This window comes from Pseudomonas sp. YNh (assembly GCF_037993085.1).
Lineage (GTDB): Bacteria > Pseudomonadota > Gammaproteobacteria > Pseudomonadales > Pseudomonadaceae > Aquipseudomonas > Aquipseudomonas putida.
In genome coordinates, this window is the sequence record NZ_JBBMRJ010000008.1 from 23,943 (window position 1) to 44,179 (window position 20,237).

Annotated in this window: 20 protein-coding genes, 2 tRNA genes and 1 pseudogene; 8 read left to right on the forward strand and 15 right to left on the reverse strand. The window is 62.1% G+C overall.

The window, feature by feature from the left end; translation table 11 throughout:
• The first annotated feature begins 32 nt into the window (after positions 1-32).
• Positions 33-1,328 (forward strand): NAD(P)/FAD-dependent oxidoreductase, encoded by a 1,296-nt coding sequence (locus tag WF331_RS10270; protein WP_197863346.1) that lies wholly within the window; start codon positions 33-35, stop codon positions 1,326-1,328.
• A gap of 65 nt (positions 1,329-1,393) precedes the next feature.
• Here the strand turns inward: WF331_RS10270 and WF331_RS10275 are convergent.
• Positions 1,394-3,439: pseudogene (locus WF331_RS10275) on the reverse strand (TonB-dependent receptor family protein).
• A 200-nt stretch (positions 3,440-3,639) separates the two neighbouring features.
• On the opposite strand from WF331_RS10275, the gene WF331_RS10280 reads away from it, so the two are divergent.
• Both WF331_RS10280 and WF331_RS10285 read left to right on the forward strand, forming a co-directional pair.
• The gene (locus WF331_RS10280; protein ID WP_016498977.1) at positions 3,640-3,882 is read left to right on the forward strand and encodes a DUF1654 domain-containing protein; all 243 of its coding nucleotides are present in this window, start codon (positions 3,640-3,642) and stop codon (positions 3,880-3,882) included.
• Positions 3,883-3,888: 6 nt separating this feature from the next.
• Complete coding sequence (locus tag WF331_RS10285; protein ID WP_016498976.1) at positions 3,889-4,581, forward strand: endonuclease; 693 nt, start codon at positions 3,889-3,891, stop codon at positions 4,579-4,581.
• Positions 4,582-4,584: 3 nt separating this feature from the next.
• Here the strand turns inward: WF331_RS10285 and WF331_RS10290 are convergent, their stop codons facing one another.
• From WF331_RS10290 to WF331_RS10305, 4 genes are all read right to left on the reverse strand, one after another.
• Complete coding sequence (locus tag WF331_RS10290; protein WP_016498975.1) at positions 4,585-5,010, reverse strand: bifunctional (p)ppGpp synthetase/guanosine-3',5'-bis(diphosphate) 3'-pyrophosphohydrolase; 426 nt, start codon at positions 5,008-5,010, stop codon at positions 4,585-4,587.
• A 248-nt stretch (positions 5,011-5,258) separates the two neighbouring features.
• Positions 5,259-5,828, reverse strand: a complete 570-nt coding sequence (locus WF331_RS10295) for an SPOR domain-containing protein (protein WP_016498974.1) — start codon at positions 5,826-5,828, stop codon at positions 5,259-5,261.
• Between the two features lie 132 nt (positions 5,829-5,960).
• A tRNA-Val gene (locus WF331_RS10300) sits at positions 5,961-6,037 on the reverse strand.
• Positions 6,038-6,206: 169 nt separating this feature from the next.
• Positions 6,207-6,283, reverse strand: a tRNA-Val gene (locus WF331_RS10305).
• A 203-nt stretch (positions 6,284-6,486) separates the two neighbouring features.
• On the opposite strand from WF331_RS10305, the gene WF331_RS10310 reads away from it, so the two are divergent.
• Positions 6,487-7,770: an NAD(P)/FAD-dependent oxidoreductase gene (locus tag WF331_RS10310; protein ID WP_016498973.1), complete on the forward strand. Its 1,284-nt coding sequence runs from the start codon at positions 6,487-6,489 to the stop codon at positions 7,768-7,770.
• Between the two features lie 94 nt (positions 7,771-7,864).
• On the opposite strand, the gene WF331_RS10315 is transcribed toward WF331_RS10310, so the two are convergent.
• Positions 7,865-8,599, reverse strand: coding sequence for a peptidase C39 family protein (locus WF331_RS10315; protein WP_016498972.1), 735 nt, complete (start codon positions 8,597-8,599; stop codon positions 7,865-7,867).
• 165 nt (positions 8,600-8,764) lie between these two features.
• On the opposite strand from WF331_RS10315, the gene WF331_RS10320 reads away from it, so the two are divergent.
• Entirely contained in the window at positions 8,765-8,941 is a 177-nt protein-coding gene (locus WF331_RS10320) for a hypothetical protein (RefSeq protein ID WP_016498971.1), read from the forward strand.
• A 61-nt stretch (positions 8,942-9,002) separates the two neighbouring features.
• On the opposite strand, the gene WF331_RS10325 is transcribed toward WF331_RS10320, so the two are convergent.
• Together WF331_RS10325 and WF331_RS10330 are read right to left on the reverse strand one after the other, a co-directional pair.
• Positions 9,003-9,755, reverse strand: a complete 753-nt coding sequence (locus WF331_RS10325; protein WP_016498970.1) for a TerC family protein — start codon at positions 9,753-9,755, stop codon at positions 9,003-9,005.
• 29 nt (positions 9,756-9,784) lie between these two features.
• Positions 9,785-10,024 carry a hypothetical protein gene (locus WF331_RS10330; protein WP_019473606.1) on the reverse strand — a complete coding sequence of 80 codons (240 nt, stop codon included), beginning with the start codon at positions 10,022-10,024 and terminating at the stop codon, positions 9,785-9,787.
• 131 nt (positions 10,025-10,155) lie between these two features.
• Between WF331_RS10330 and nhaR the strand changes: the two genes are divergently transcribed.
• From nhaR to WF331_RS10345, 3 genes are all read left to right on the forward strand, one after another.
• A complete protein-coding gene (gene nhaR / locus WF331_RS10335; protein ID WP_016498968.1) occupies positions 10,156-11,049 on the forward strand; it encodes a transcriptional activator NhaR in 894 nt (297 codons plus the stop codon).
• Between the two features lie 105 nt (positions 11,050-11,154).
• On the forward strand, positions 11,155-12,366 hold the full coding sequence (sstT, locus tag WF331_RS10340) for a serine/threonine transporter SstT (protein ID WP_059395915.1): 1,212 nt from the start codon (positions 11,155-11,157) through the stop codon (positions 12,364-12,366).
• Between the two features lie 112 nt (positions 12,367-12,478).
• On the forward strand, positions 12,479-13,126 hold the full coding sequence (locus WF331_RS10345) for a YceH family protein (protein ID WP_016498966.1): 648 nt from the start codon (positions 12,479-12,481) through the stop codon (positions 13,124-13,126).
• Between the two features lie 4 nt (positions 13,127-13,130).
• On the opposite strand, the gene WF331_RS10350 is transcribed toward WF331_RS10345, so the two are convergent.
• The 7 genes from WF331_RS10350 to WF331_RS10380 form a co-directional block, all read right to left on the reverse strand.
• Positions 13,131-13,319: a hypothetical protein gene (locus WF331_RS10350; RefSeq protein WP_016498965.1), complete on the reverse strand. Its 189-nt coding sequence runs from the start codon at positions 13,317-13,319 to the stop codon at positions 13,131-13,133.
• Between the two features lie 155 nt (positions 13,320-13,474).
• On the reverse strand, positions 13,475-15,037 hold the full coding sequence (gene ahpF / locus WF331_RS10355) for an alkyl hydroperoxide reductase subunit F (protein ID WP_016498964.1): 1,563 nt from the start codon (positions 15,035-15,037) through the stop codon (positions 13,475-13,477).
• A gap of 125 nt (positions 15,038-15,162) precedes the next feature.
• Positions 15,163-15,726 (reverse strand): alkyl hydroperoxide reductase subunit C, encoded by a 564-nt coding sequence (ahpC, locus tag WF331_RS10360; protein WP_004375926.1) that lies wholly within the window; start codon positions 15,724-15,726, stop codon positions 15,163-15,165.
• Between the two features lie 312 nt (positions 15,727-16,038).
• Positions 16,039-17,394: a glutathione-disulfide reductase gene (gorA, locus tag WF331_RS10365; protein WP_016498963.1), complete on the reverse strand. Its 1,356-nt coding sequence runs from the start codon at positions 17,392-17,394 to the stop codon at positions 16,039-16,041.
• A gap of 97 nt (positions 17,395-17,491) precedes the next feature.
• Positions 17,492-18,331, reverse strand: a complete 840-nt coding sequence (gene galU / locus WF331_RS10370) for a UTP--glucose-1-phosphate uridylyltransferase GalU (protein ID WP_284396408.1) — start codon at positions 18,329-18,331, stop codon at positions 17,492-17,494.
• A 297-nt stretch (positions 18,332-18,628) separates the two neighbouring features.
• Entirely contained in the window at positions 18,629-19,543 is a 915-nt protein-coding gene (locus tag WF331_RS10375; protein ID WP_340622874.1) for a c-type cytochrome, read from the reverse strand.
• A complete protein-coding gene (locus WF331_RS10380) occupies positions 19,540-20,190 on the reverse strand; it encodes a c-type cytochrome (RefSeq protein WP_016498961.1) in 651 nt (216 codons plus the stop codon). The genes WF331_RS10375 and WF331_RS10380 overlap by 4 nt, the downstream gene beginning before the upstream one ends.
• Positions 20,191-20,237 lie beyond the last annotated feature (47 nt).

The window sequence follows — 20,237 nt, forward strand, 5'->3', positions numbered from 1 at the left end:
CTCCCCCTGCACGCACAACAAAGAGTAAAGCCATGTCTCCCACGATCGCCCCTGTGCAAACCAGCACCCGCCACCCCGACGCCACTACCGTGGTGATCATCGGTGGCGGCATTATCGGCCTCACCGCCGCACTGAGCCTCGCCGAACGCAACATACCGGTGGTGGTGCTGGAAAAGGGGCGCATCGCTGGCGAGCAGTCGTCGCGCAACCTGGGCTGGGTGCGCAAGACCAACCGCCACGCCCATGACATTCCCCTGGCACTGGCGGCTGATCGGCTGTGGGCCGAGATGCCCGCACGGGTTGGCAGCGACGTTGGCTATCGCCAAGCCGGCATCATGTTCATCGGCCGTAACGACACGCAGATGGGCATGCATGAAGGCTGGCTGAAAAGCGTCGAGGCGCTGGGCCTGGATTCGCGCCTGCTGAGCACGCGGGAAATCGACCGGATGGTGCCGGGTGGTCGGGCGGATTGGGCAGGTGGCATCTTCACCCCCTCCGACGCCCGCGCCGAACCGACCCTGGCCGCCAGCGCCATCGCCCGGGCGGCGATCGCCAAAGGTGCAGTGGTAGTGGAGAACTGCGCGGTGCGCACGCTGGTCACCGCAGCCGGCCGTGTCAGCGGGGTGGTCACCGAGCAAGGTGAAATCCGCTGCGACCAGGTGTTGCTGGCCGGTGGCCTGTGGTCGCGCAAGTTCCTCGGCAACCTGGGCATCAACCTGCCGACCTTGCCGCTGACCTGTTCCGTGCTGCGCACAGAGCCCATGGACGGGCCAACCGACATCGCCGTTGGCGCACCAGATTTTTCCTTCCGCAAGCACAAGGACGGCGGCTACATCATCACCCAGCGCGGCGCGCTGGACGCCTTCCTCACCCTCGATCACCTGCTGCTGGGCAAGCGTTACCTGCCCCAGCTGCGTGCCCAGCGGGACTTTTTGCGCATCAGCTTTGGCAAGTACTTCTTCAAGGACCTGGCCCTGGCCCGGCGCTGGAAGGCCACGGATGTAACCCCCTTCGAGCGTGTACGGGTACAAGACCCGCACGCCAACCCGGCACTCAACGACGAGGCCATGCGCAACCTGAAAGCGGCCTGGCCGGTGTTCGAACAGGCCCGTATCGCCAGCGCCTGGGCCGGCACGATTGACGTCACCCCCGACTCCAACCCGGTCATCGGCCCGGTGGCCAGTATCCCGGGCCTGACCCTGGCCACCGGCTTTTCCGGGCATGGCTTCGGCACCTCGCCTGCTGCTGGCCAGCTGGCGGCAGACCTGGTGGCCCAGGCCACCCCGCTGATCGACCCGTCACCGTACCGCTTCGAGCGTTTCGCCTGACACAAATGGGAGTGGGCAAGCCCGTGCAATACACCGCGCTACCTGCCTGGTGAGGATGTTGCCGGCTACCTGAACTGGTACTCCAACCCCGCCCCCGCATACCACGACCGCCCAGGCGCTGCCTCGTAATAACGCCCGTTGCCGTCGCCGACAATCACCGACCCCACATACTGCCGGTCAAACAGGTTGTCCAGCCGCAGCAGCTGGTGGAACGTCCAGGGCCCCACATGTTGCTCGAACCGGGTCCGCCAGTTGAATACCGCATACGCAGGTGCGGCCTTGGCGTTGTTGCTGTCGTCCACATACACCTTGCTGCGGTACTGCCCTTCAACCCCCATGCTGATGGACGACACCGGCTTCCAGACCAGCTCGCCAAACAGGTTGTTCAGCGGCACACCGGGCAGGCGGTTGCCACTTTCGATGGTCTGGCTGATGTCATCGGCATAGCGGGCATCGGTGCGGGTATACACCAGGGTGGTCTGCCACTGCTCGCTCAAGTCACTTTGCAGGCTCGCCTCAAAGCCGCGTCGTACAGTACGCCCTGCATTGCGATAGCTGGTTCGACCATCCGTAGCGCTGGCAACGACGATTTCGTCATCGGTATGAATCTCATACACCGCCGCATTCAGGCGCGTGCGCTCGCCAAGCCGGTACTTCACACCCATTTCGTACTGCATGCTGGTGGCAGGCTTGAGGCCGAAGTTGAAGCTTTAGGCCAAGCCCGGCGCATAGGCCATCTCGGCCTGGGTGGGGGTTTCGAAACCTTTGCCGACGCTCACGTAACCGCGCAGGTCCGGCGTGAACGCGTACATCACCGACAGTGACGGCGTGGCCTGCTGGTACTTCTTCGAGCCGCTGGAGTCACCGTTGGCCAGGTAATGGTCGTCGACACGCATTTCCATGGTGGTGTAGCGCAACCCCAGCTCGCTGGTCCAGTTGCCGATTTCCCAATGGGCCTGGAGGTACGGGTCCAGGCTGGTTGCGGTGTCTTTCTCGTCACGGCGCAACTCACCTTTCACGCCCAACTGGTCACCGCTGAAATTCTGGTAGCCGCGGCGGTCGTCCTTGCTCTGGTCGTAATCAGCGCCGAGGGTGAAGGTGAGATTGCCGGGCACATCCGCGACCGGCTGTATCCAGCGCAGGGTGCCGCCGTGGAATTCACGATCAAAGTCCACAACCCCGCCGCCACGCTGGCTGTTAGAGGCCACCGTTCTGGGGATGGACAAATACTGCACCACGCTGCGCCGCCCTGCATACAGGTTGAACTGCAGCGTGGCATCGCCAAAGTAGCGCTCGTAGTTCATGCCTAGCTGCTGGTGGTCGATGCTCTTGCGGGTGTTGTAGGTTTCGGCCACTGCCGCTGTGGAGCGTGGGTCATGGTTGTAGGCATCCCAGGTCTGTCCCAGCGGGTCCTGTGTGTTGTTCTGCTCCAGGCTGCTGTAGATCAGCGCCATGCGCGAGTCTTCATCGGGCTTGAAATTGACCTTGGCGAAGGTCTGGTCACGGCGCGCGGCACTGTGGTCGCGATAGCCATCGGTATCCAGGCGCGAGGCATCCAGCACGAAACCTGCGGTGTCGTTGCCGCCCTCTGCCGACAGGTGGTTCTTGTTGAAGCCGTCGCTGCCAAAGGTGGTTTCGGCACCCACGCGTGCAGGCCCCTGCCCGTCGCGGGTAAACATCTGGATCACGCCACCGGCGTTGCTGCCGTACAGCGTCGCTGCCGGGCCGCGCAGCACTTCGATCCGGTCGGCCACGTCCAGGTTCAGCGTGGCGGCCTGCCCTTGCCCGTCGGGCGTACTGGCCGGTATGCCGTCACTCAGCAGCTTTATGCCGCGCACGCCAAAGGCCGAGCGAGCACCGTAACCCCGCGAGGAAATCTGCAGGTCTTGCGCGTAGTTCTGCCGGTTCTGCACCACCAGCCCAGGTACTTTGCTGAGCACTTCCGACAGGTTGACGCCAAGCTGGCCATCCGTGCCGTGGGACAGGTCAACGGTATCCACCGAAAACGGCAGGTCGAATGTGCTGGTGGGCGCATAGACGCCGGTCACCACCAGCGGGTCCATGATGACTATATCGGGTGAATTGGCCTTGGCACCGCCATTGGCGCTCATGCCACCTGCAAACAGCAGGACCAGGCTTGGAGATGAAGGAAAACGAGAAAGAAATCGATACATGCGCAGCTTCCAGAAATTGCCGGTATTACACCAGACCAGCAGCGGCAGCGCGAACGCAGGATTTTTCCTGGCAAGCAGTTGCGAATTTACTTACGCTGAAATACTGTATACGCATACAGCAAAACAAGGAATTTCCTGTGTCCAGCACCGCCTCCGCTACCCCGAGCAGCTATGAACAGTTGGGTGTACGCATCCAGAAGATCATCAACAGCCCCACCGCCCAGCGCAGCCGTGCGGCGCTGATCTTTCGCCTGGAGCAGGAAAGCCCGGATGACTGGGAAACCTTGCTCGAGGAAATCGCCGAGAACGACAACGTCACCCTCGCCCACCGTGACGACGGCGGCGTGCAGGTTTTCTGGACCGTACCAAAGGAAGACTGACCGCGCATGAGAGTTTCGCTTTTCGCGGCAGCCTGCCTGTTACTGACCACTCCACTTGTACAAGCCGACGCCCCGCGCACCTTCCAGGAGGCCAAGAAGGTCGCCTGGAAGCTCTATGCGCCGCAATCGACCGAATTCTATTGCGGCTGCAAATACAAGGGTAACAAGGTCGACCTGGCGTCCTGCGGCTATGCCCCGCGCAAGAATGCCCAGCGCGCTTCGCGCATCGAGTGGGAACACATCGTACCGGCCTGGCAGATCGGCCATCAGCGCCAATGTTGGCAAAGCGGCGGGCGCAAGCAGTGCTCGCAGCATGACGAGGTGTACAAACGCGCCGAAGCCGACCTGCACAACCTGGTGCCGAGCATCGGCGAGGTCAACGGCGACCGTAGCAACTTCAGTTTCGGCTGGCTGCCAGAACAGCGCGGCCAGTATGGCAGTTGCCTGACCCAGGTCGACTTCAAGGCCAAGAAGGTGATGCCACGCCCGTCGATCCGCGGCATGATCGCCCGCACCTACTTCTATATGAGCAAGCAGTACAACCTGCGCCTGTCCAGGCAGGACCGCCAGTTGTACGAGGCCTGGAACAAGACCTACCCGCCGCAGGCATGGGAGCGGCAACGCAACCAGCAGGTAGCCTGTGTGATGGGACGAGGTAACGAGTTTGTGGGCCCGGTCAACCTCAAGGCGTGCGGTTGAGCATTAGGCCAGTGCTTGCAAATAGGCGCTGGCTTCCCGGTAACGGGCCAGCCGCGCCAGGTCCGCGGGGCCAGGGCAGGGAATGCGGGAAAGGTCACTGTTGTCGGCCAGGTCGGCCAGCTTGACGGTGCGCGCCAGCGGATCATCGCCCAGGCGTGCCACGAAGTCCTGGTAGGGCTCGCCCTCACGGCGGCTGAGCGCCAGCAAGGCTGCAAGGATTTTCAGCGCAAACCCCTCGCGCGCCAGGTCGGACAACGTCAGCGGGGTGTCCTCGATCACATCGTGAAGCACTGCGACAATCCGTTGCTCGGGCGTGGACACCCGCATCATCACGCGTAGCGGGTGGAGAATGTACGCCACCCCACCCTTGTCGTATTGCCCTTCATGCGCTCTGGCGGCCACGGCAATGGCCCGCTCCAGTGTAGACATGAGGCCCCTCCCCGTTCGGCATCTTCCACCCAAGCATAGCCAAACTTGTGTGAACAATGTCTAACTCACGCCTGACAAAGCTACACACACCCGGTTGGCGCGGCCTTATGAAGGCAAATGTTGTGGGAGCGGGCATGCCCGCTAACATCGGCAACGCCGGTGCCATACACCGCGCCGGGTTCTTCGCGGGCATGCCCGCTCCCACAGGTGCCGCGAAGGCTCCGGGCTCCCACCCCACTGCTGCAGTTCTAGCGGGCTGCGCCGTGCTGGATCACAACCGAATCGGTGCCGAGCTTGGCCATCACTTCGTCCTTGCGCGCTTGCGCTTCTTCACGGGTAGGGAACGGCCCCAGCAGCACCACCGGCTTGCCGTTGCGGTATTCCACCGAAGACGGGATGCCCTTTTCGATCAGCCGCGCGGTCATGTCGCTCAGCGCGCCCATGTTGGCGCCCTGGATCACTTCAACATCCCAGCCTTCTGGTGCCGGCTGCCCAGCCAGTGCATCGGCACGGCGCTGCAGGTCGGCGCCACCGCACACTTCGCGGATGCGCAGGTTGTTGCCGTTGTCGTCGACGATGATGTCGTACTGGCCGTCGCGCTTGATGGCCACGTAGCTGCGGTAGGCTTCGTACTGCCCGGCGTCGTCCTTGCCGCGGACCTGGCCGCAGATGGTGCCCTGGGTGTCGATCCGCACGTTGCCGAACTTGGCGGTCTTGGGGTTGTGCAGGTGTTCGGCCACCTGCTTGTGCACGCCTTCGACCTCGTTCTCACAGCCCGCCAGGGCGAGCACTGCCATTACCACAGCCAGTTTGCGCACGCGTGTACCTCCAGTTTCGAAGGCGCGGATTCTAGCACGCCGGGGTATGCCCCGAACCGCGACCAAACGTTACACGCTAATTCACGCGCACATGAAAAAAGGGCGATCATTTCTGATCGCCCTTTCTCGATTTGGTAGGCACAATTGGACTCGAACCAACGACCCCCACCATGTCAAGGTGGTGCTCTAACCAACTGAGCTATGTGCCTGTCGTGTGGTGCGCATATTAGTGATGCAATGCGTACCTGTAAAGCTTTTTTTTGAGAAAAATCAAAAACTTTCGACTATGAGCGCTGCCTGCCCATACCGCGGTTTCGACGCCCGCGAAATGGACAATGAAAAAAGGGATGACCCTTTCGGATCACCCCTTCTTCGATTTGGTAGGCACAATTGGACTCGAACCAACGACCCCCACCATGTCAAGGTGGTGCTCTAACCAACTGAGCTATGTGCCTGTCGTGTGGTGCGCATTCTACGCATTAGAAAAACCATGTCAACACTTTTTTTCGAGCTAACCTACTGAATCTTAAACTCTTTATATAGAGAGGCGCCGGCAGGTCCGCCGTAAAGGATTTTCACCAGACGACTAGCGGGTGTTTATTATTATTGATAGCATCGGTACATTCGTTAAAAATATAAAACACGAGGTTCCTGCAGCATGGCTAACACCCCCTACCCCCAGTCCTACTACGCCGCCTCGGCCAACCCGGTGCCGCCACGTCCGGCGCTGCAGGGTGAGGTGGAAACCGATGTGTGCATCATCGGCGCCGGCTACACCGGCCTTTCCAGCGCCCTGTTCCTGCTGGAGAACGGCTTCAAGGTGAGCATCGTCGAAGCGGCCAAGGTCGGCTTCGGCGCATCGGGCCGCAACGGCGGCCAGATCGTCAACAGCTACAGCCGCGACATCGACGTCATCGAACGCACCGTCGGTCCCAAGCAAGCGCAACTGCTGGGCCACATGGCCTTCGAAGGCGGGCGCATCATTCGTGAGCGCGTGGCCAAGTACAACATCCAGTGCGACCTGAAAGACGGTGGCGTGTTCGCCGCCATCACCAGCAAGCAGATGGGTCACCTGGAGTCGCAAAAGCGCCTGTGGGAACGCTTCGGTCACAACCAGCTCGAGCTGATGGACCAGAAGCGCATCCGTGAAGTGGTCGCGTGCGACAGCTATATCGGCGGCATGCTGGACATGAGCGGCGGCCACATCCATCCACTGAACCTGGCCCTGGGTGAAGCTGCTGCGGTCGAGTCGCTGGGCGGCATCATCTATGAGCAAACCCCGGCAATCCGCATCGAGCGCGGTGCCAACCCGGTCGTGCACACCCCACAAGGCAAGGTGCGCGCCAAGTTCATCATCGTCGCCGGCAACGCCTACCTTGGCAACCTGGTGCCGGAACTGGCCGCCAAGTCCATGCCATGCGGCACCCAGGTGATCACCACCGAACCGCTGGGCGAAGAGCTGGCGCGCACCCTGCTGCCGCAGGACTACTGCGTCGAGGACTGCAACTACCTGCTCGACTACTACCGCCTGACCAGCGACAAGCGCCTGATCTTCGGCGGTGGCGTGGTGTACGGCGCGCGTGACCCGGCCAACATCGAGGCGATCATTCGTCCGAAGATGATCAAGGCCTTCCCGCAGCTGAAGAACGTGAAGATCGACTACGCCTGGACCGGCAACTTCCTGCTGACGCTGTCGCGCCTGCCCCAGGTTGGCCGTATCGGCGACAACATCTACTACTCGCAGGGATGCTCGGGCCACGGCGTGACCTACACCCACCTGGCGGGCAAAGTGCTGGCCGAGGCCCTGCGCGGCCAGGCTGAGCGTTTCGACGCCTTCGCCGGCCTGCCGCACTACCCGTTCCCGGGTGGCCAGATGCTGCGTGTGCCGTTCAGCGCCATTGGCGCCTGGTACTACAGCCTGCGCGATCGCCTGGGCTTCTGATGTAAGCAGGCCTGGCGCTATCGCCGGCAAGCCAGCTCCCTCAGATACCGCACAGGCGTCGAACCCAGTGCGCTACCTGTGGGAGCTGGCACCGCTATTTGTTCAGGCTGCTGATAGCCTGCTTCGCCGCAATTTCCTGCCCCGCCCGCGCCAGATCATCCGCAGCCTGTAACCACCGCTGGCGGTCCACCTGGGCCGGCAACTGCCGCGGTGGCTGCACCAGCACCGCCCAACTCCCCTGCTTCGCCCACGCCGATGCAAAGTCATCGAACGCCATCACCTGCCGCCGGTGCATGCCCGAGCGCAGCAGTACACGCTGCTTGTAGCGGTCATAGCCGATCAGCACCGCATAACGTGGCTCACCCCACCAGGCCGAACCCTCCTCGTAACGCAGCAACACCGGGTTGCCCGCCGCCACCTGGGCCAGCAGTGCGTCCAGTTGTTTGTCCAACGGGTACACCACCATGCCATAGTCCCGCGCCACGCGAGGGATGCCAGTGTCCAGCGCTTCGGCGCCTTGTGGCAGGTTCAACGGTTTGTCCAGCAAGCCCGGGGTGATGGGTGCGCCCTGTTGCGACAGCACCGCTGCCAGCGCCATGGCACCGCTGTGGTTGGCGTTGCCACGGTAGAACGGCACGCTGCTGATCTCAACCCGCTGCGGCAGGCCTTTGAGGTTGGCAGGCGGTGCGCTGGCACAGCCGGCCAAGGTGGCCGCCATCAGACAGGCGACCAACAGCCGCCGGGGGGCAGCTTTGATGGAATGTTGCTGCATGGACACTCGCTTGTTCCAACGCCAGGCAGGCAGCGCCCGGCTCTGGCCACCGATCATAGGTCCGACAGCGGCGCGGGTATAGTCCGACAGCGGCTTGGAGCGAATCGGACTCAGAGATAGACCTTTGTTCGATGGAACGTCACAGGCGAAGGGCTAGACTAAAGCAGTGTCTGGAAGGCAGCGCTGGCCAATCGAGCGCTTGCCGTAGAGATGGAGGCACAGATGAGCCTGACCATGGCAATTTTCATGCTGGTAGGCATGTGGCTAAGCGTTGCAGCCGCCATGCTGTGGGGCGTACTGCGCATCGTGCGGCGCCATTCCCACCACCACCTGCCACCGCAGGCCCCTGCCAAGCCGCAACCTGTGCGCCGGGCACGGCGGCCAGCCGGGGTGCATTAAGACTTCATAAAACGCGAACGGGGCGCAATGCGCCCCGCCTTTTGCATCAACCTTCTTTACATCAACCTTCAGCCGCCTCACGCTTCAATCGCGCCCGGCGAGCAAAAATGTTGAGCATCTCGATCACGGTCGAGAACGCCATGGCCGCATACACATACCCCTTCGGTACATGAGCGCCAAAACCTTCGGCGATCAGCGTCATGCCGATCATGATCAGGAAGCCCAAGGCCAGCATGACCACCGTCGGGTTGTCATTGATGAAGTTGGCCAGCGGGTCGGCGGCCACCATCATGACGATGACTGCCGTGATCACGGCAATGATCATGATCGGCAAGTGCTCGGTCATGCCCACAGCGGTGATGATGCTGTCGACCGAGAAGACGATGTCCAGCAGCAGGATCTGGAAGATTGCCGCAGCGAAGCCCAGGGTAATGGTCGAACCGACTTTGGCTTCTTCTTTCGCACCGTGCGGGTCAACGCTTTCGTGGATTTCCTTGGTCGCCTTCCACAGCAGGAACAGGCCACCGGCAATCAGGATCACATCCTTCCAGGAGAAGGCGTTTCCGAACACTTCGAACACCGGGTCGGTCAGCTGTACGATCCAGGCCACCGTGCTGAGCAAGGCCAGGCGCATGACCAACGCCATGCTGATACCGATACGTCGTGCCTTGGAACGGTACTCCACGGGCAGTTTGTTGGTCAGGATGGAGATGAAGATCAGGTTGTCGATGCCCAGTACAACTTCCATGGCGACCAGCGTAGCCAGGGCAACCCAGGCGGTGGGGCTAGCGGCGAGTTCCAGCAAGTATTCCATTGTTCAAATCCTGCAGCGGCGGTTTAGGGTCAGATTTCCTGGGTGTCTTTTTTCTTGTCGGCATCTTCAGGCTTTTGCCCTTCGCCGCCGATGGCCTCGTTCAACGCCTGCTGAGCGGCCTTGTTGGTGTCGTCAATCGCCTGCTTGGCCGACTGTGCGGCCTGGTCGAGCATCTGCTGGGCGGATTTCTCAGCCTGGTCGCAGCCTGCCAGGGTGAACAGGGCCAACGCCAGCACCAATGGGGTACCGATGGATTTGAGTTGCAGCATGGTGTCCTCGCTTGAAATGTCCCGTCGGCGCATGGCGCCTGATGCGGTGCATTCTAAAGACGCTGATAGTTCAGGAAAATTCGTATTTTCATGGCGTATACTTCGGTTTTTACGAATCGGGACGACCGACGGTGCTCAACTATCGCCAGCTGCATTACTTCTGGGCCGTGGCCAAGACGGGCAGCATTACCCGCGCCAGCGAACAACTGAACCTTACACCGCAGACCATCAGCGGGCAGATCAGCCTGTTCGAGCAAACCTACGGCCTTGAATTGTTTCAGCGCGCCGGCCGGCAGCTGGAGCTGACCGAGACCGGCCGCCAGGCGCTGGTATATGCAGAGCAGATGTTCCAGATTGGCGGCGAGCTCGAAGCCATGCTGCGCGCAGGCCCGCAGGAGCAGATCCTGTTCCGCGTGGGGGTGGCCGACGTGGTGCCCAAATCCATCGTCTACCGCCTGCTGGCACCTACCATGGAGCTGGATGAAGTGCTGCGCATCAACTGCCGCGAAGACAAACTTGAGCGGTTGCTGGCCGACCTGGCCATCCAGCGCCTGGACTTGGTGATTTCCGACAGCCCGATGCCCGGCAACCTGGACATAAAGGGCTATAGCCAGAAGCTGGGTGAGTGCGGGCTGAGCTTCTTCGCCACGCCGGCGCTGGCACAGCGCCTGGAGGGCCCCTTCCCGGCCTGCCTGCAGGACGCCCCGTTGCTGGTTCCCGGCCAGGAGACCGTGGTGCGCAGCCGCCTGTTACGTTGGCTGAGTGAGCAACAGGTGCAGCCACGTATCGTGGGCGAATTCGATGACAGTGCCCTGATGCAGGCGTTCGGCCAGTCGGGCAGCGGCATTTTCGTTGCCCCCAGCGTGATCGCCGAAGAAGTATGCCGCCAGTATGGCGTGACGCTGATCGGCCAGACCGAGGCCGTGCACGAGTCGTTCTATGCCATTTCGGTGGAACGCAAGGTCAAGCACCCGGGGATCGTGGCGATTACCGAGGGGGCGCGTCGGGAGTTGTTTCATTGGTGATTGCGGCGGCCTGTTCGCAGGTTTACCCGCGAACAGGCCGCAACAGCCCCACAAGTACTCTATGGTAAAGTCGCGCCCTTTCCAGATTTCGAGATACCGCTGCACATGACCCCCCTTCTCCGCCTCCTCAACCGCACCAGCCTGGTGACGCAGATCGTCATCGGCCTGCTCGCCGGCATCGCCCTTGCCCTGCTCGCGCCGGCCATCGCCCGCGACATGGCCTTCCTTGGCAAGGTGTTCGTCAGCGCCCTGAAAGCCGTGGCGCCCGTACTGGTGTTCGTCCTGGTCATGGCGTCTATCGCCAACCACCGCCACGGCCAGGAAACCCACATCCGCCCGATCCTCTGGCTGTACCTGCTGGGCACCTTCGCCGCAGCGGTGGTGGCTGTAGTTGCCAGCATGCTGTTCCCGTCCAATCTGGTGCTGAGCACTGGCGAGGCAACGTTGAGCGCGCCAGGCGGCATCACCGAGGTGATGCAGAACCTGCTGCTGAGCGCGGTCGACAACCCGGTCAACGCCCTGCTCAACGCCAACTTCATCGGCGTGCTGACCTGGGCCATCGGCTTGGGCGTGGCCCTGCGCAATGCGGGCGAAACCACGCGTACCGTGGTCGAAGACTTGTCCAATGGCGTGACCCTGATCGTGCGCGTGGTCATCCGCTTCGCCCCGCTGGGCATTTTTGGCCTGGTCAGCTCCACGCTTGCCCAGTCTGGCCTCGACGCGCTGCTCGGCTACCTGCACCTGCTGGCTGTGCTGATCGGCTGCATGCTGTTCGTGGCGCTGGTGATGAACCCGCTGATCGTGTTCTGGAAAATCCGCCGCAACCCCTACCCACTGACCCTGCTGTGCCTGCGCGAAAGCGGCATTACCGCGTTCTTCACCCGCAGCTCGGCGGCCAACATCCCGGTCAACCTGGCACTGTCGGAGCGCCTTGGCCTGCATGAAGACACCTATTCGGTGTCGATCCCGCTGGGCGCAACCATCAACATGGCCGGCGCGGCCATCACCATCACCGTGCTGACCCTGGCTGCGGTGCATACCCTGGGTATCCCGGTGGACCTGCCAACGGCGGTGCTGCTCAGCGTGGTGGCGGCGGTGTGCGCCTGCGGTGCTTCGGGCGTGGCCGGGGGCTCGCTGCTGCTGATTCCACTGGCGTGCAGCCTGTTCGGCGTCCCCAGCGAAATTGCCATGCAGGTGGTGGCGGTGGGCTTCATTATTGGTGTGTTGCAGGACTCGGCCGAGACGGCGCTGAATTCGTCGACCGATGTGCTGTTCACAGCGGCGGCTTGCCAAGCCGAAGAGCGGCGTAGCGCTTGAAGGCCAAGGGGCCGCTGTGCGGCCCCTTGCAGGCAAGCAATGATGCCAGTGATTGCTTAAGCCAGGCGCATTACCTAGGCTAGTGGCCTTTCCCCAGTAATGAGACAGGGCCATGTCAGAACACGAAACCGCAGGTGAAGGCCGCTTCAACAGCGTTGAGATCCGCATTCTCGGTTCGCTGATCGAAAAGCAGGCCACCAGCCCGGAAAGCTACCCGCTCACCCTCAATGCCCTGCTCCTGGCCTGCAACCAGAAGACCAGCCGCGAGCCGGTGATGAACCTGACCCAAGGCCAGGTCGGCCAGGCCTTGCGCGCCCTTGAAGGGCAGGACATGACCCGCCTGCAGATGGGCAGCCGTGCCGACCGCTGGGAACAAAGGGTGGACAAGGCACTGGAGCTGGTGCCAGCGCAGCTGATACTGATGGGCCTGATGTTCCTGCGTGGCCCGCAAACCCTCAACGAACTGCTTACCCGCAGCAACCGCCTGCACGACTTCGACGACACCGAGCAGATCCAGCACCAACTGGAACGCCTGATCTCGCGCGGTCTGGCATTGCACCTGCCACGCCAGGCCGGCCAGCGCGAAGACCGCTACACCCACGCCCTGGGCGACCCGGCTGAAATCGAAGTAATCCTCGCTGCACGCCAGCAGGAAGGTGGCGCGCGCAGCAGTGGCGGCAGTGTCTCGGAAGACCGCATCGAAGCCCTTGAAGCCCGCATCGCGGCGCTGGAGGCGCGCCTGGCCGAGCTGGAAGGCTGAGCCTTTACGGCTCGCGGTCGGGGAAGTTTCGGCAGCTCTTGCGTTCGGCCAGCTCCCGGTCACTGGGGCGCTGGTCGACGAACACGGTGCGGCCGTCGGCGTAGATTTCCAGGTAGCCCCAGTGCAGGTCCTGCTCTTGCTGACCGGGCTTTGGGGGAACTAACCACCAGGGTTCGCGGCTGATCAGGGTCATGGGTGTGATTCCTGAGGGGATCTGCACTAATCATAGACACCCTCAGCCTTCGAAGGCCCTATCGCCGGCAAGCCAGCTCCCACAGGTACACCAGAGTTTCGAATTCTGGGATCACCTGTGGGTGCAAGCTTGCCGGCGACAGGGCCAGTGCAGGCTTATGCCGGAGCCGAAGTACGGATCAGGTGATCGAAGGCTGCCAGCGAAGCCTTGGCCCCTTCACCCACAGCAATCACGATCTGCTTGTACGGCACGGTAGTCACGTCACCGGCGGCAAACACGCCCGGGATGCTGGTCTGGCCCTTGGCATCGACGATGATCTCGCCACGCGGCGACAGCTCGACGGTGCCCTTCAGCCAATCAGTGTTCGGCAGAAGGCCGATCTGCACGAAGATGCCTTCCAGCGCCACGTCGTGCGTTTCATCCGTAGTGCGATCCTTGTAGCGCAGGCCGGTCACTTTCTCACCATTGCCCAGCACTTCGGTGGTCAGCGCGCTGGTGATCACTTTCACGTTCGGCAGGCTGTGCAGCTTGCGTTGCAACACTGCATCGGCACGCAGCTGGCTGTCGAATTCGATCAGCGTCACCTGGGCGACGATGCCGGCCAGGTCGATGGCCGCTTCCACGCCCGAGTTGCCGCCGCCGATCACCGCCACGCGCTTGCCTTTGAACAGCGGGCCGTCACAGTGCGGGCAGTAAGCCACGCCACGGCCGCGGTATTCCTGCTCGCCCGGCACGTTCATTTCGCGCCAGCGGGCGCCGGTGGCCAGGATCACGGTCTTGGCCTTGAGCGAGGCACCGCCGGCCAGGCGTACTTCATGCAGGCCGCCATCGGTGGCCGGAATCAGCGCTTCGCCGCGCTGCAGGTTCATGATGTCCACGTCGTATTGCTTGACGTGTTCTTCCAGTGCCGTGGCCAGTTTCGGCCCTTCGGTTTCCTGCACCGAGATGAAGTTTTCGATGGCCAGGGTATCGAGCACCTGGCCGCCGAAGCGCTCGGCAGCAACACCGGTGCGGATGCCTTTACGTGCGGCGTAGATGGCCGCTGCCGCGCCGGCCGGGCCACCACCGACCACCAGTACATCGAAAGCGTCCTTGGCGTTGATCTTCTCGGCCTGGCGAGCACCGGCACTGGTGTCGATCTTGCCGAGGATTTCTTCCAGGCCCATGCGGCCCTGGCCGAACACTTCGCCGTTCAGGTAGACGCTTGGCACCGCCATGATCTTGCGCGATTCCACTTCGTCCTGGAACAGCGCACCGTCGATGGCCACATGGCGCACATTAGGGTTGAGCACTGCCATCAGGTTCAGCGCCTGGACCACGTCCGGGCAGTTCTGGCACGACAGCGAGAAGTAGGTTTCGAAGGTGAACTCGCCTTCCAGCGCCTGGATCTGCTCGATCACTTCGGCACTGGCCTTGGACGGGTGGCCGCCGACTTGCAGCAGCGCCAGCACCAGCGAAGTGAATTCGTGGCCCATGGGTATGCCGGCGAAGCGCAGGCTGATATCGCTACCCGGGCGGTTCAGCGAGAACGACGGGCGACGGGCATCGGTACCGTCCGCGCTGAAGGTAATGAGGTTCGACAAACCGGCAATTTCCACCAGCAGGTCGTGCAATTCGCGGGACTTCGCGCCGTCGTCGAGGGAGGCTACGATCTCGATCGGCTGGGTGACCCGCTCCAGGTAGGTTTTCAGTTGCGATTTAAGCGTGGCGTCCAACATACGGGCGATTCCTTTTTTCAAAACTCGGATACAAAAACGCCCAGGCGATGTCGCCCGGGCGTTTGACGGGGCGGTAGGTATTTCAGCTTTGGCGGCTGCTTACCGCCCGCGTTATGGGCATGACCTTAGATCTTGCCTACCAGGTCCAGCGATGGCGCCAGAGTGGCTTCGCCTTCTTTCCACTTGGCCGGGCACACTTCGCCTGGGTGGGCGGCAACGTACTGGGCAGCCTTCACTTTACGCAGCAGTTCGGCAGCATCGCGGCCTACACCACCGTCGTTCAGTTCGACGATCTTGATCTGGCCTTCCGGGTTGATCACGAAGGTACCGCGATCGGCCAGGCCGGCTTCTTCGATCAGCACGTCGAAGTTGCGCGAAATGACGTGGGTCGGGTCACCGATCAGTGGGTACTGGATCTTGCCGATGGTGTCCGAGGTGTCGTGCCAGGCTTTGTGGGTGAAGTGGGTGTCGGTGGACACGCCGTAGATTTCCACACCCAGTTTCTGGAACTCGGCGTAGTTGTCGGCAAGGTCGCCCAGCTCGGTCGGGCAGACGAAGGTGAAGTCAGCCGGGTAGAAGAACACGACAGACCACTTGCCTTTCAGGTCGGCTTCGCTGACCTGGACGAACTCGCCCTTGTGGTAGGCGGTGGCGTTGAACGGTTTGACTTGGCTGTTGATGATTGGCATGAGAGACGCTCCTTCATGGGGTTGGAATCAGTTGATGGATAGAATCCTAACTAATCATCCCGCTGAAGGCTCATTGGCAAAGCTCATGCTTGTGATTGGTTTTGGCTATAACCCGGGTTAATTAATAGAAGGGAATGGGCTGAGCAAAGGATTGCGAACGCAGTAGCTGCACGAGGAGCGCTTTTTGTGGGAGCGGCCTTGCGTCGCGAAAGGGCCGCATAGCGGCCCCAGCAATCTGTACACCCCGCGCTGAATCCTGGGGCCGCTGCGCGGCCCTATCGCGACGCAAGGCCGCTCCCACAGAAAGGAGCGTCAGCGGGTGACTGTACGCATGGTCACGAACTCTTCGGCCGCCGTCGGGTGCACGCCGATGGTCTCGTCGAATTGCTGCTTGGTCGCACCGGCTTTCAAGGCAATGCCCAGGCCCTGGATGATCTCGCCAGCGTCAGGGCCAACCATGTGGCAACCCAGCACCTTGTCAGTCTCGGCATCCACCACCAATTTCATCAGGGTCTTTTCCTGAATGTCGGTCAGGGTCAGCTTCATGGCGCGGAAGCGGCTTTCGAACACCTGCACCTTGTGCCCGGCCTCCAGCGCCTGCTCCTCGGTGAGGCCAACAGTACCGATAGGCGGCTGGCTGAACACCGCCGTCGGGATGTTCTGGTAGTCCACCGGGCGGTACTGCTCCGGCTTGAACAGGCGCCGCGCCACGGCCATGCCTTCGGCCAGGGCCACCGGGGTAAGCTGCACACGGCCGATCACATCGCCAATGGCCAGGATCGAAGGCGCAGTCGTCTGGTACTGCTCGTCGACACGAATGTAACCACGCGCATCCAGCTCGACGCCGGTGTTTTCCAGGCCCAGGTTGTCCAGCATCGGGCGCCGCCCTGTGGCGTAGAACACACAGTCTGCAACCAGCTCGCGGCCATCCTTGAGGGTGGCCTTGAGGCTGCCATCTTCAAGCTTGTCGATACGCTGGATATCGGCATTGAACTGCAGGTCGAGGCCGCGCTTTTCCAGCTCTTCCTTCAGGTGTGTGCGCACCGAGCCATCGAAGCCGCGCAGGAACAGGTCGCCACGGTACAGCAGCGTGGTGTCGGCCCCCAGGCCCTGGAAGATGCCAGCGAACTCGACGGCGATATAACCTCCACCCACTACCAGCACCCGGCGAGGCAGGTCCTTGAGGTAGAAGGCTTCGTTGGAGGTGATCGCCAGTTCCTTGCCCGGGATGTCCGGGATCTGCGGCCAGCCACCGGTCGCGATGAGGATGTGCTCCGCGGTGTAGCGCTGGCCTTCCACCTCCACTTCATTGGCGCCGGTCAGGCGTGCGTGGCCTTGCAGCAGGGTGACGCCACTGTTGACCAGCAGGTTGCGGTAGATGCCGTTGAGGCGCTCGATCTCGCGGTTCTTGTTGGCAATCAGGGTGCCCCAGTCGAAGTGCCCTTCTTCCAGGGTCCAGCCGAAACCTGCGGCTTGTTCCAGTTCGTCCGCGACATGCGCGCCGTACACCAGCAGCTTTTTCGGCACACAGCCGACGTTGACGCAGGTCCCCCCCAGGTAGCGGCTTTCGGCCACCGCCACTTTCGCGCCAAAGCCCGCGGCAAAGCGCGCTGCGCGCACACCGCCGGACCCGGCACCAATCACGAACAGATCAAAATCGTAGGCCATGTATTCACTCTCCTCGGCAGGCGCCCAGCATAACGCCGTTGGCCGCCGCAAACAAAAAAGCCACCCCGAAGGGTGGCTCTCGTACCAGCTGGGCCAATCAGTAAGCCTTGCCAGCCTTGTAGAAGTTCTCGAAGCAGAAGTTGGTCGCCTCGATGTAGCCTTCGGCACCACCGCAGTCGAAACGCTTGCCCCTGAACTTGTAGGCAATCACGTTACCTTCGGCCGCTTGCTTCATCAGCGCGTCGGTGATCTGGATCTCGCCACCCTTGCCCGGCTCGGTCTGCTCGATCTTCTCGAAGATATCCGGGGTCAGGATGTAGCGGCCGATGATGGCCAGGTTCGACGGCGCATCTTCAGGCTTGGGCTTCTCGACCATCGAGTCCACACGGAAGATACCGTCACGGATCTCTTCGCCGGCGATGACGCCATATTTGTTGGTTTCCTGCGGGTCGACTTCCTGGATCGCGACGATCGAGCAGCGGTATTGCTTGAACAGCTTGACCATCTGCGCCAGCACACCGTCACCGTCAAGGTTGACGCACAGGTCGTCCGCCAGCACCACTGCAAACGGCTCGTCGCCAATCAGCGGGCGGCCGGTGAGAATCGCGTGGCCCAGGCCTTTCATTTCGGTCTGGCGGGTGTAGGAGAACGAGCACTCGTCGAGCAGGCGACGGATACCCACCAGGTATTTTTCCTTGTCGGTGCCCTTGATCTGGTTTTCCAGCTCGTAGCTGATGTCGAAGTGGTCTTCCAGGGCGCGCTTGCCGCGACCGGTCACGATGGAGATTTCGTTCAGACCGGCGTCCAATGCTTCTTCAACGCCATACTGGATCAGTGGCTTGTTGACCACCGGCAGCATTTCCTTGGGCATGGCTTTGGTAGCGGGCAGGAAGCGAGTGCCGTAGCCGGCCGCCGGGAACAAGCATTTTTTGATCATATACGTCCTTAACAAAGGCTAGGCCTGTGGAATTCGGCGCAGTCTAATCAGGCGGCACTTACCTTACAATGCCCCTGATAGCGACCGATGCCATCATAGAGATAACCCAGTGTAGATAGTTCCGGGGGATCGTAAATATTACCGTCATACATGACGGGCGGATGACAGCAAAATCAGGGTGCCTGTACCGGCCCTTTCGCGGGTAAACCCGCTCCCACAGGTACCGCATCAGGCTTGAGCTCTGCACAGATCTGTGGGAGCGGGTTCGCCCGCGAAGAGGCCGGCACAGGCGCTGCATCAGCTACCGGTGCCCTGCCCGATCAGCACCCCATCTACCTTCTGACCATACAGGTTCACGCCGTCATTGGCATGGAACTTCACCCGCGTCTTCTCGATGGAGCCCTCCACCAGTCGCGGGTCCTGCGGCCGTTCATGGCGGTTGACCCACGCGGCAACGTCCCAGGCCTGCTGATCGCTGAGGCTGCCCGGCTTGCCCAGCGGCATGTTGTACTTGATGAACGACGCCGCCGTGTTGATGCGGTGCATGCCAGCGCCCCAGTTGTAGGAGTCCTTGCCCCACAGCGGCGGCATCACGTAATCACCGGCCACCTTCTGCCCTTGGCCGTTGTCGCCATGGCAAATCGCGCATTGCTCGTCGTACACCTGCTGGCCCCGCTTGAAGTCATAGCCGCCCTCGGGCTGCGGCACCTCCGGGTAACCATGCCCGGCAATCTCGACGCCAGTGGGCGCCTTGGTCGACAGCCAGTACGCATAGGTCGCCAGTGCCGTCATCTGCGGGCTATCGGCGGCAGGTGGCTTGCCGTTCATGCTGAACTGGAAGCACCCCTGGATGCGCTCCGCGTAGGTATTCACCTTGTCGTTCTTCTTGCGGTACGCGGGGTACATCGGGTACGCGCCCCACATCGGCGCGGAATGCGCCAGGCGCCCCTGGTCGAGGTGGCAGTTACTGCAATTCATGCCGTTGCCTACGGCCTCGGGCATCAGCCGGCGGGTATCGACGAACAGGGCATGGCCCTCATGCACCATCTTGCCAAAGGCATTGTCGGGCAACTCGCTTTCGGCGGGCGGCACAAACTGCGGCGCGGCCTGCACGCCGGGTACCTTCAGCTGCGACTGGTCTTCCATGGCGATCGGGGCGGCCTGGACGCTGCTCATGGCCACCAGTAAAAAGGCTGGAATCAAGGGTTTCATGGCGTGACCTCCTGGCTGGCGGAGCGGGCGAAGAACTCGGCGACAGCCTTGATCTCGTCATCGGTCATGGCCTTGGCCACGCCGACCATCAGCTGGTTGGGGTCATTGCTGCGGCTGCCCTCGCGCCAGGCATTGAGCTGCGCCACCAGGTAACTGGCAGGCTGGCCGGCCAAAGGCGGGAAGTGTTCGCCAACCCCGCCGCCGCCAGGGCCATGGCATTGCACGCAGCCCGGTATCTGCCGGTTCCAGTCGCCGTACAGGGCCATGCGGGTGGTCGGGTCATCGGCAATCTGCTGGCGCCACAGGTTGCCGGCGGGGTCTGCCGGCAAGCTGGCCAGGTAGGCACTCACCGCCTTGATTTCATCTTCGCTCAAGGCCTTGGCGAGCGGTTCCATCACCGGCTGCTTGCGGCTGCCATTGCGCCAGTCATGCAGTTGCTTGCTGAGGTAACCAGCCGGTAGCCCGGCCAAGCGCGGAAAGCCGGCGGCGGCAATGCCCTTGCCGTCGGGGCCATGGCACCCGAGGCAAGCCATGGCAGCGGGGTTTGCCCCACCCTGGGTGAAGACTTTCTGGCCATCGGCGGCATGCGCCATGGGCCAGGCCAGGATCAGCAGGCTGCCGATCACGACGCGTCTCAACGGTGTCATCACGAATCTCCCTTTCTTTTGTTATATGTTTAGGCTTAAAACATATA

Bases quoted from the DNA above. Each gene is read 5' to 3' on its own strand.
- WF331_RS10315 (WP_016498972.1), bottom strand. From the start codon at position 8,599: ATGATCGGTGGCCAGAGCCGGGCGCTGCCTGCCTGGCGTTGGAACAAG.
- WF331_RS10320 (WP_016498971.1), top strand. From the start codon at position 8,765: ATGAGCCTGACCATGGCAATTTTCATGCTGGTAGGCATGTGGCTAAGC.
- WF331_RS10325 (WP_016498970.1), bottom strand. From the start codon at position 9,755: ATGGAATACTTGCTGGAACTCGCCGCTAGCCCCACCGCCTGGGTTGCC.
- ahpF (WP_016498964.1), bottom strand. From the start codon at position 15,037: ATGTTGGACGCCACGCTTAAATCGCAACTGAAAACCTACCTGGAGCGG.
- WF331_RS10290 (WP_016498975.1), bottom strand. From the start codon at position 5,010: ATGTCTACACTGGAGCGGGCCATTGCCGTGGCCGCCAGAGCGCATGAA.
- sstT (WP_059395915.1), top strand. From the start codon at position 11,155: ATGACCCCCCTTCTCCGCCTCCTCAACCGCACCAGCCTGGTGACGCAG.
- WF331_RS10330 (WP_019473606.1), bottom strand. From the start codon at position 10,024: ATGCTGCAACTCAAATCCATCGGTACCCCATTGGTGCTGGCGTTGGCC.
- ahpC (WP_004375926.1), bottom strand. From the start codon at position 15,726: ATGCCAATCATCAACAGCCAAGTCAAACCGTTCAACGCCACCGCCTAC.
- WF331_RS10270 (WP_197863346.1), top strand. From the start codon at position 33: ATGTCTCCCACGATCGCCCCTGTGCAAACCAGCACCCGCCACCCCGAC.
- WF331_RS10350 (WP_016498965.1), bottom strand. From the start codon at position 13,319: ATGACCCTGATCAGCCGCGAACCCTGGTGGTTAGTTCCCCCAAAGCCC.
- WF331_RS10285 (WP_016498976.1), top strand. From the start codon at position 3,889: ATGAGAGTTTCGCTTTTCGCGGCAGCCTGCCTGTTACTGACCACTCCA.
- gorA (WP_016498963.1), bottom strand. From the start codon at position 17,394: ATGGCCTACGATTTTGATCTGTTCGTGATTGGTGCCGGGTCCGGCGGT.
- WF331_RS10375 (WP_340622874.1), bottom strand. From the start codon at position 19,543: ATGAAACCCTTGATTCCAGCCTTTTTACTGGTGGCCATGAGCAGCGTC.
- WF331_RS10310 (WP_016498973.1), top strand. From the start codon at position 6,487: ATGGCTAACACCCCCTACCCCCAGTCCTACTACGCCGCCTCGGCCAAC.
- WF331_RS10380 (WP_016498961.1), bottom strand. From the start codon at position 20,190: ATGACACCGTTGAGACGCGTCGTGATCGGCAGCCTGCTGATCCTGGCC.
- galU (WP_284396408.1), bottom strand. From the start codon at position 18,331: ATGATCAAAAAATGCTTGTTCCCGGCGGCCGGCTACGGCACTCGCTTC.
- WF331_RS10345 (WP_016498966.1), top strand. From the start codon at position 12,479: ATGTCAGAACACGAAACCGCAGGTGAAGGCCGCTTCAACAGCGTTGAG.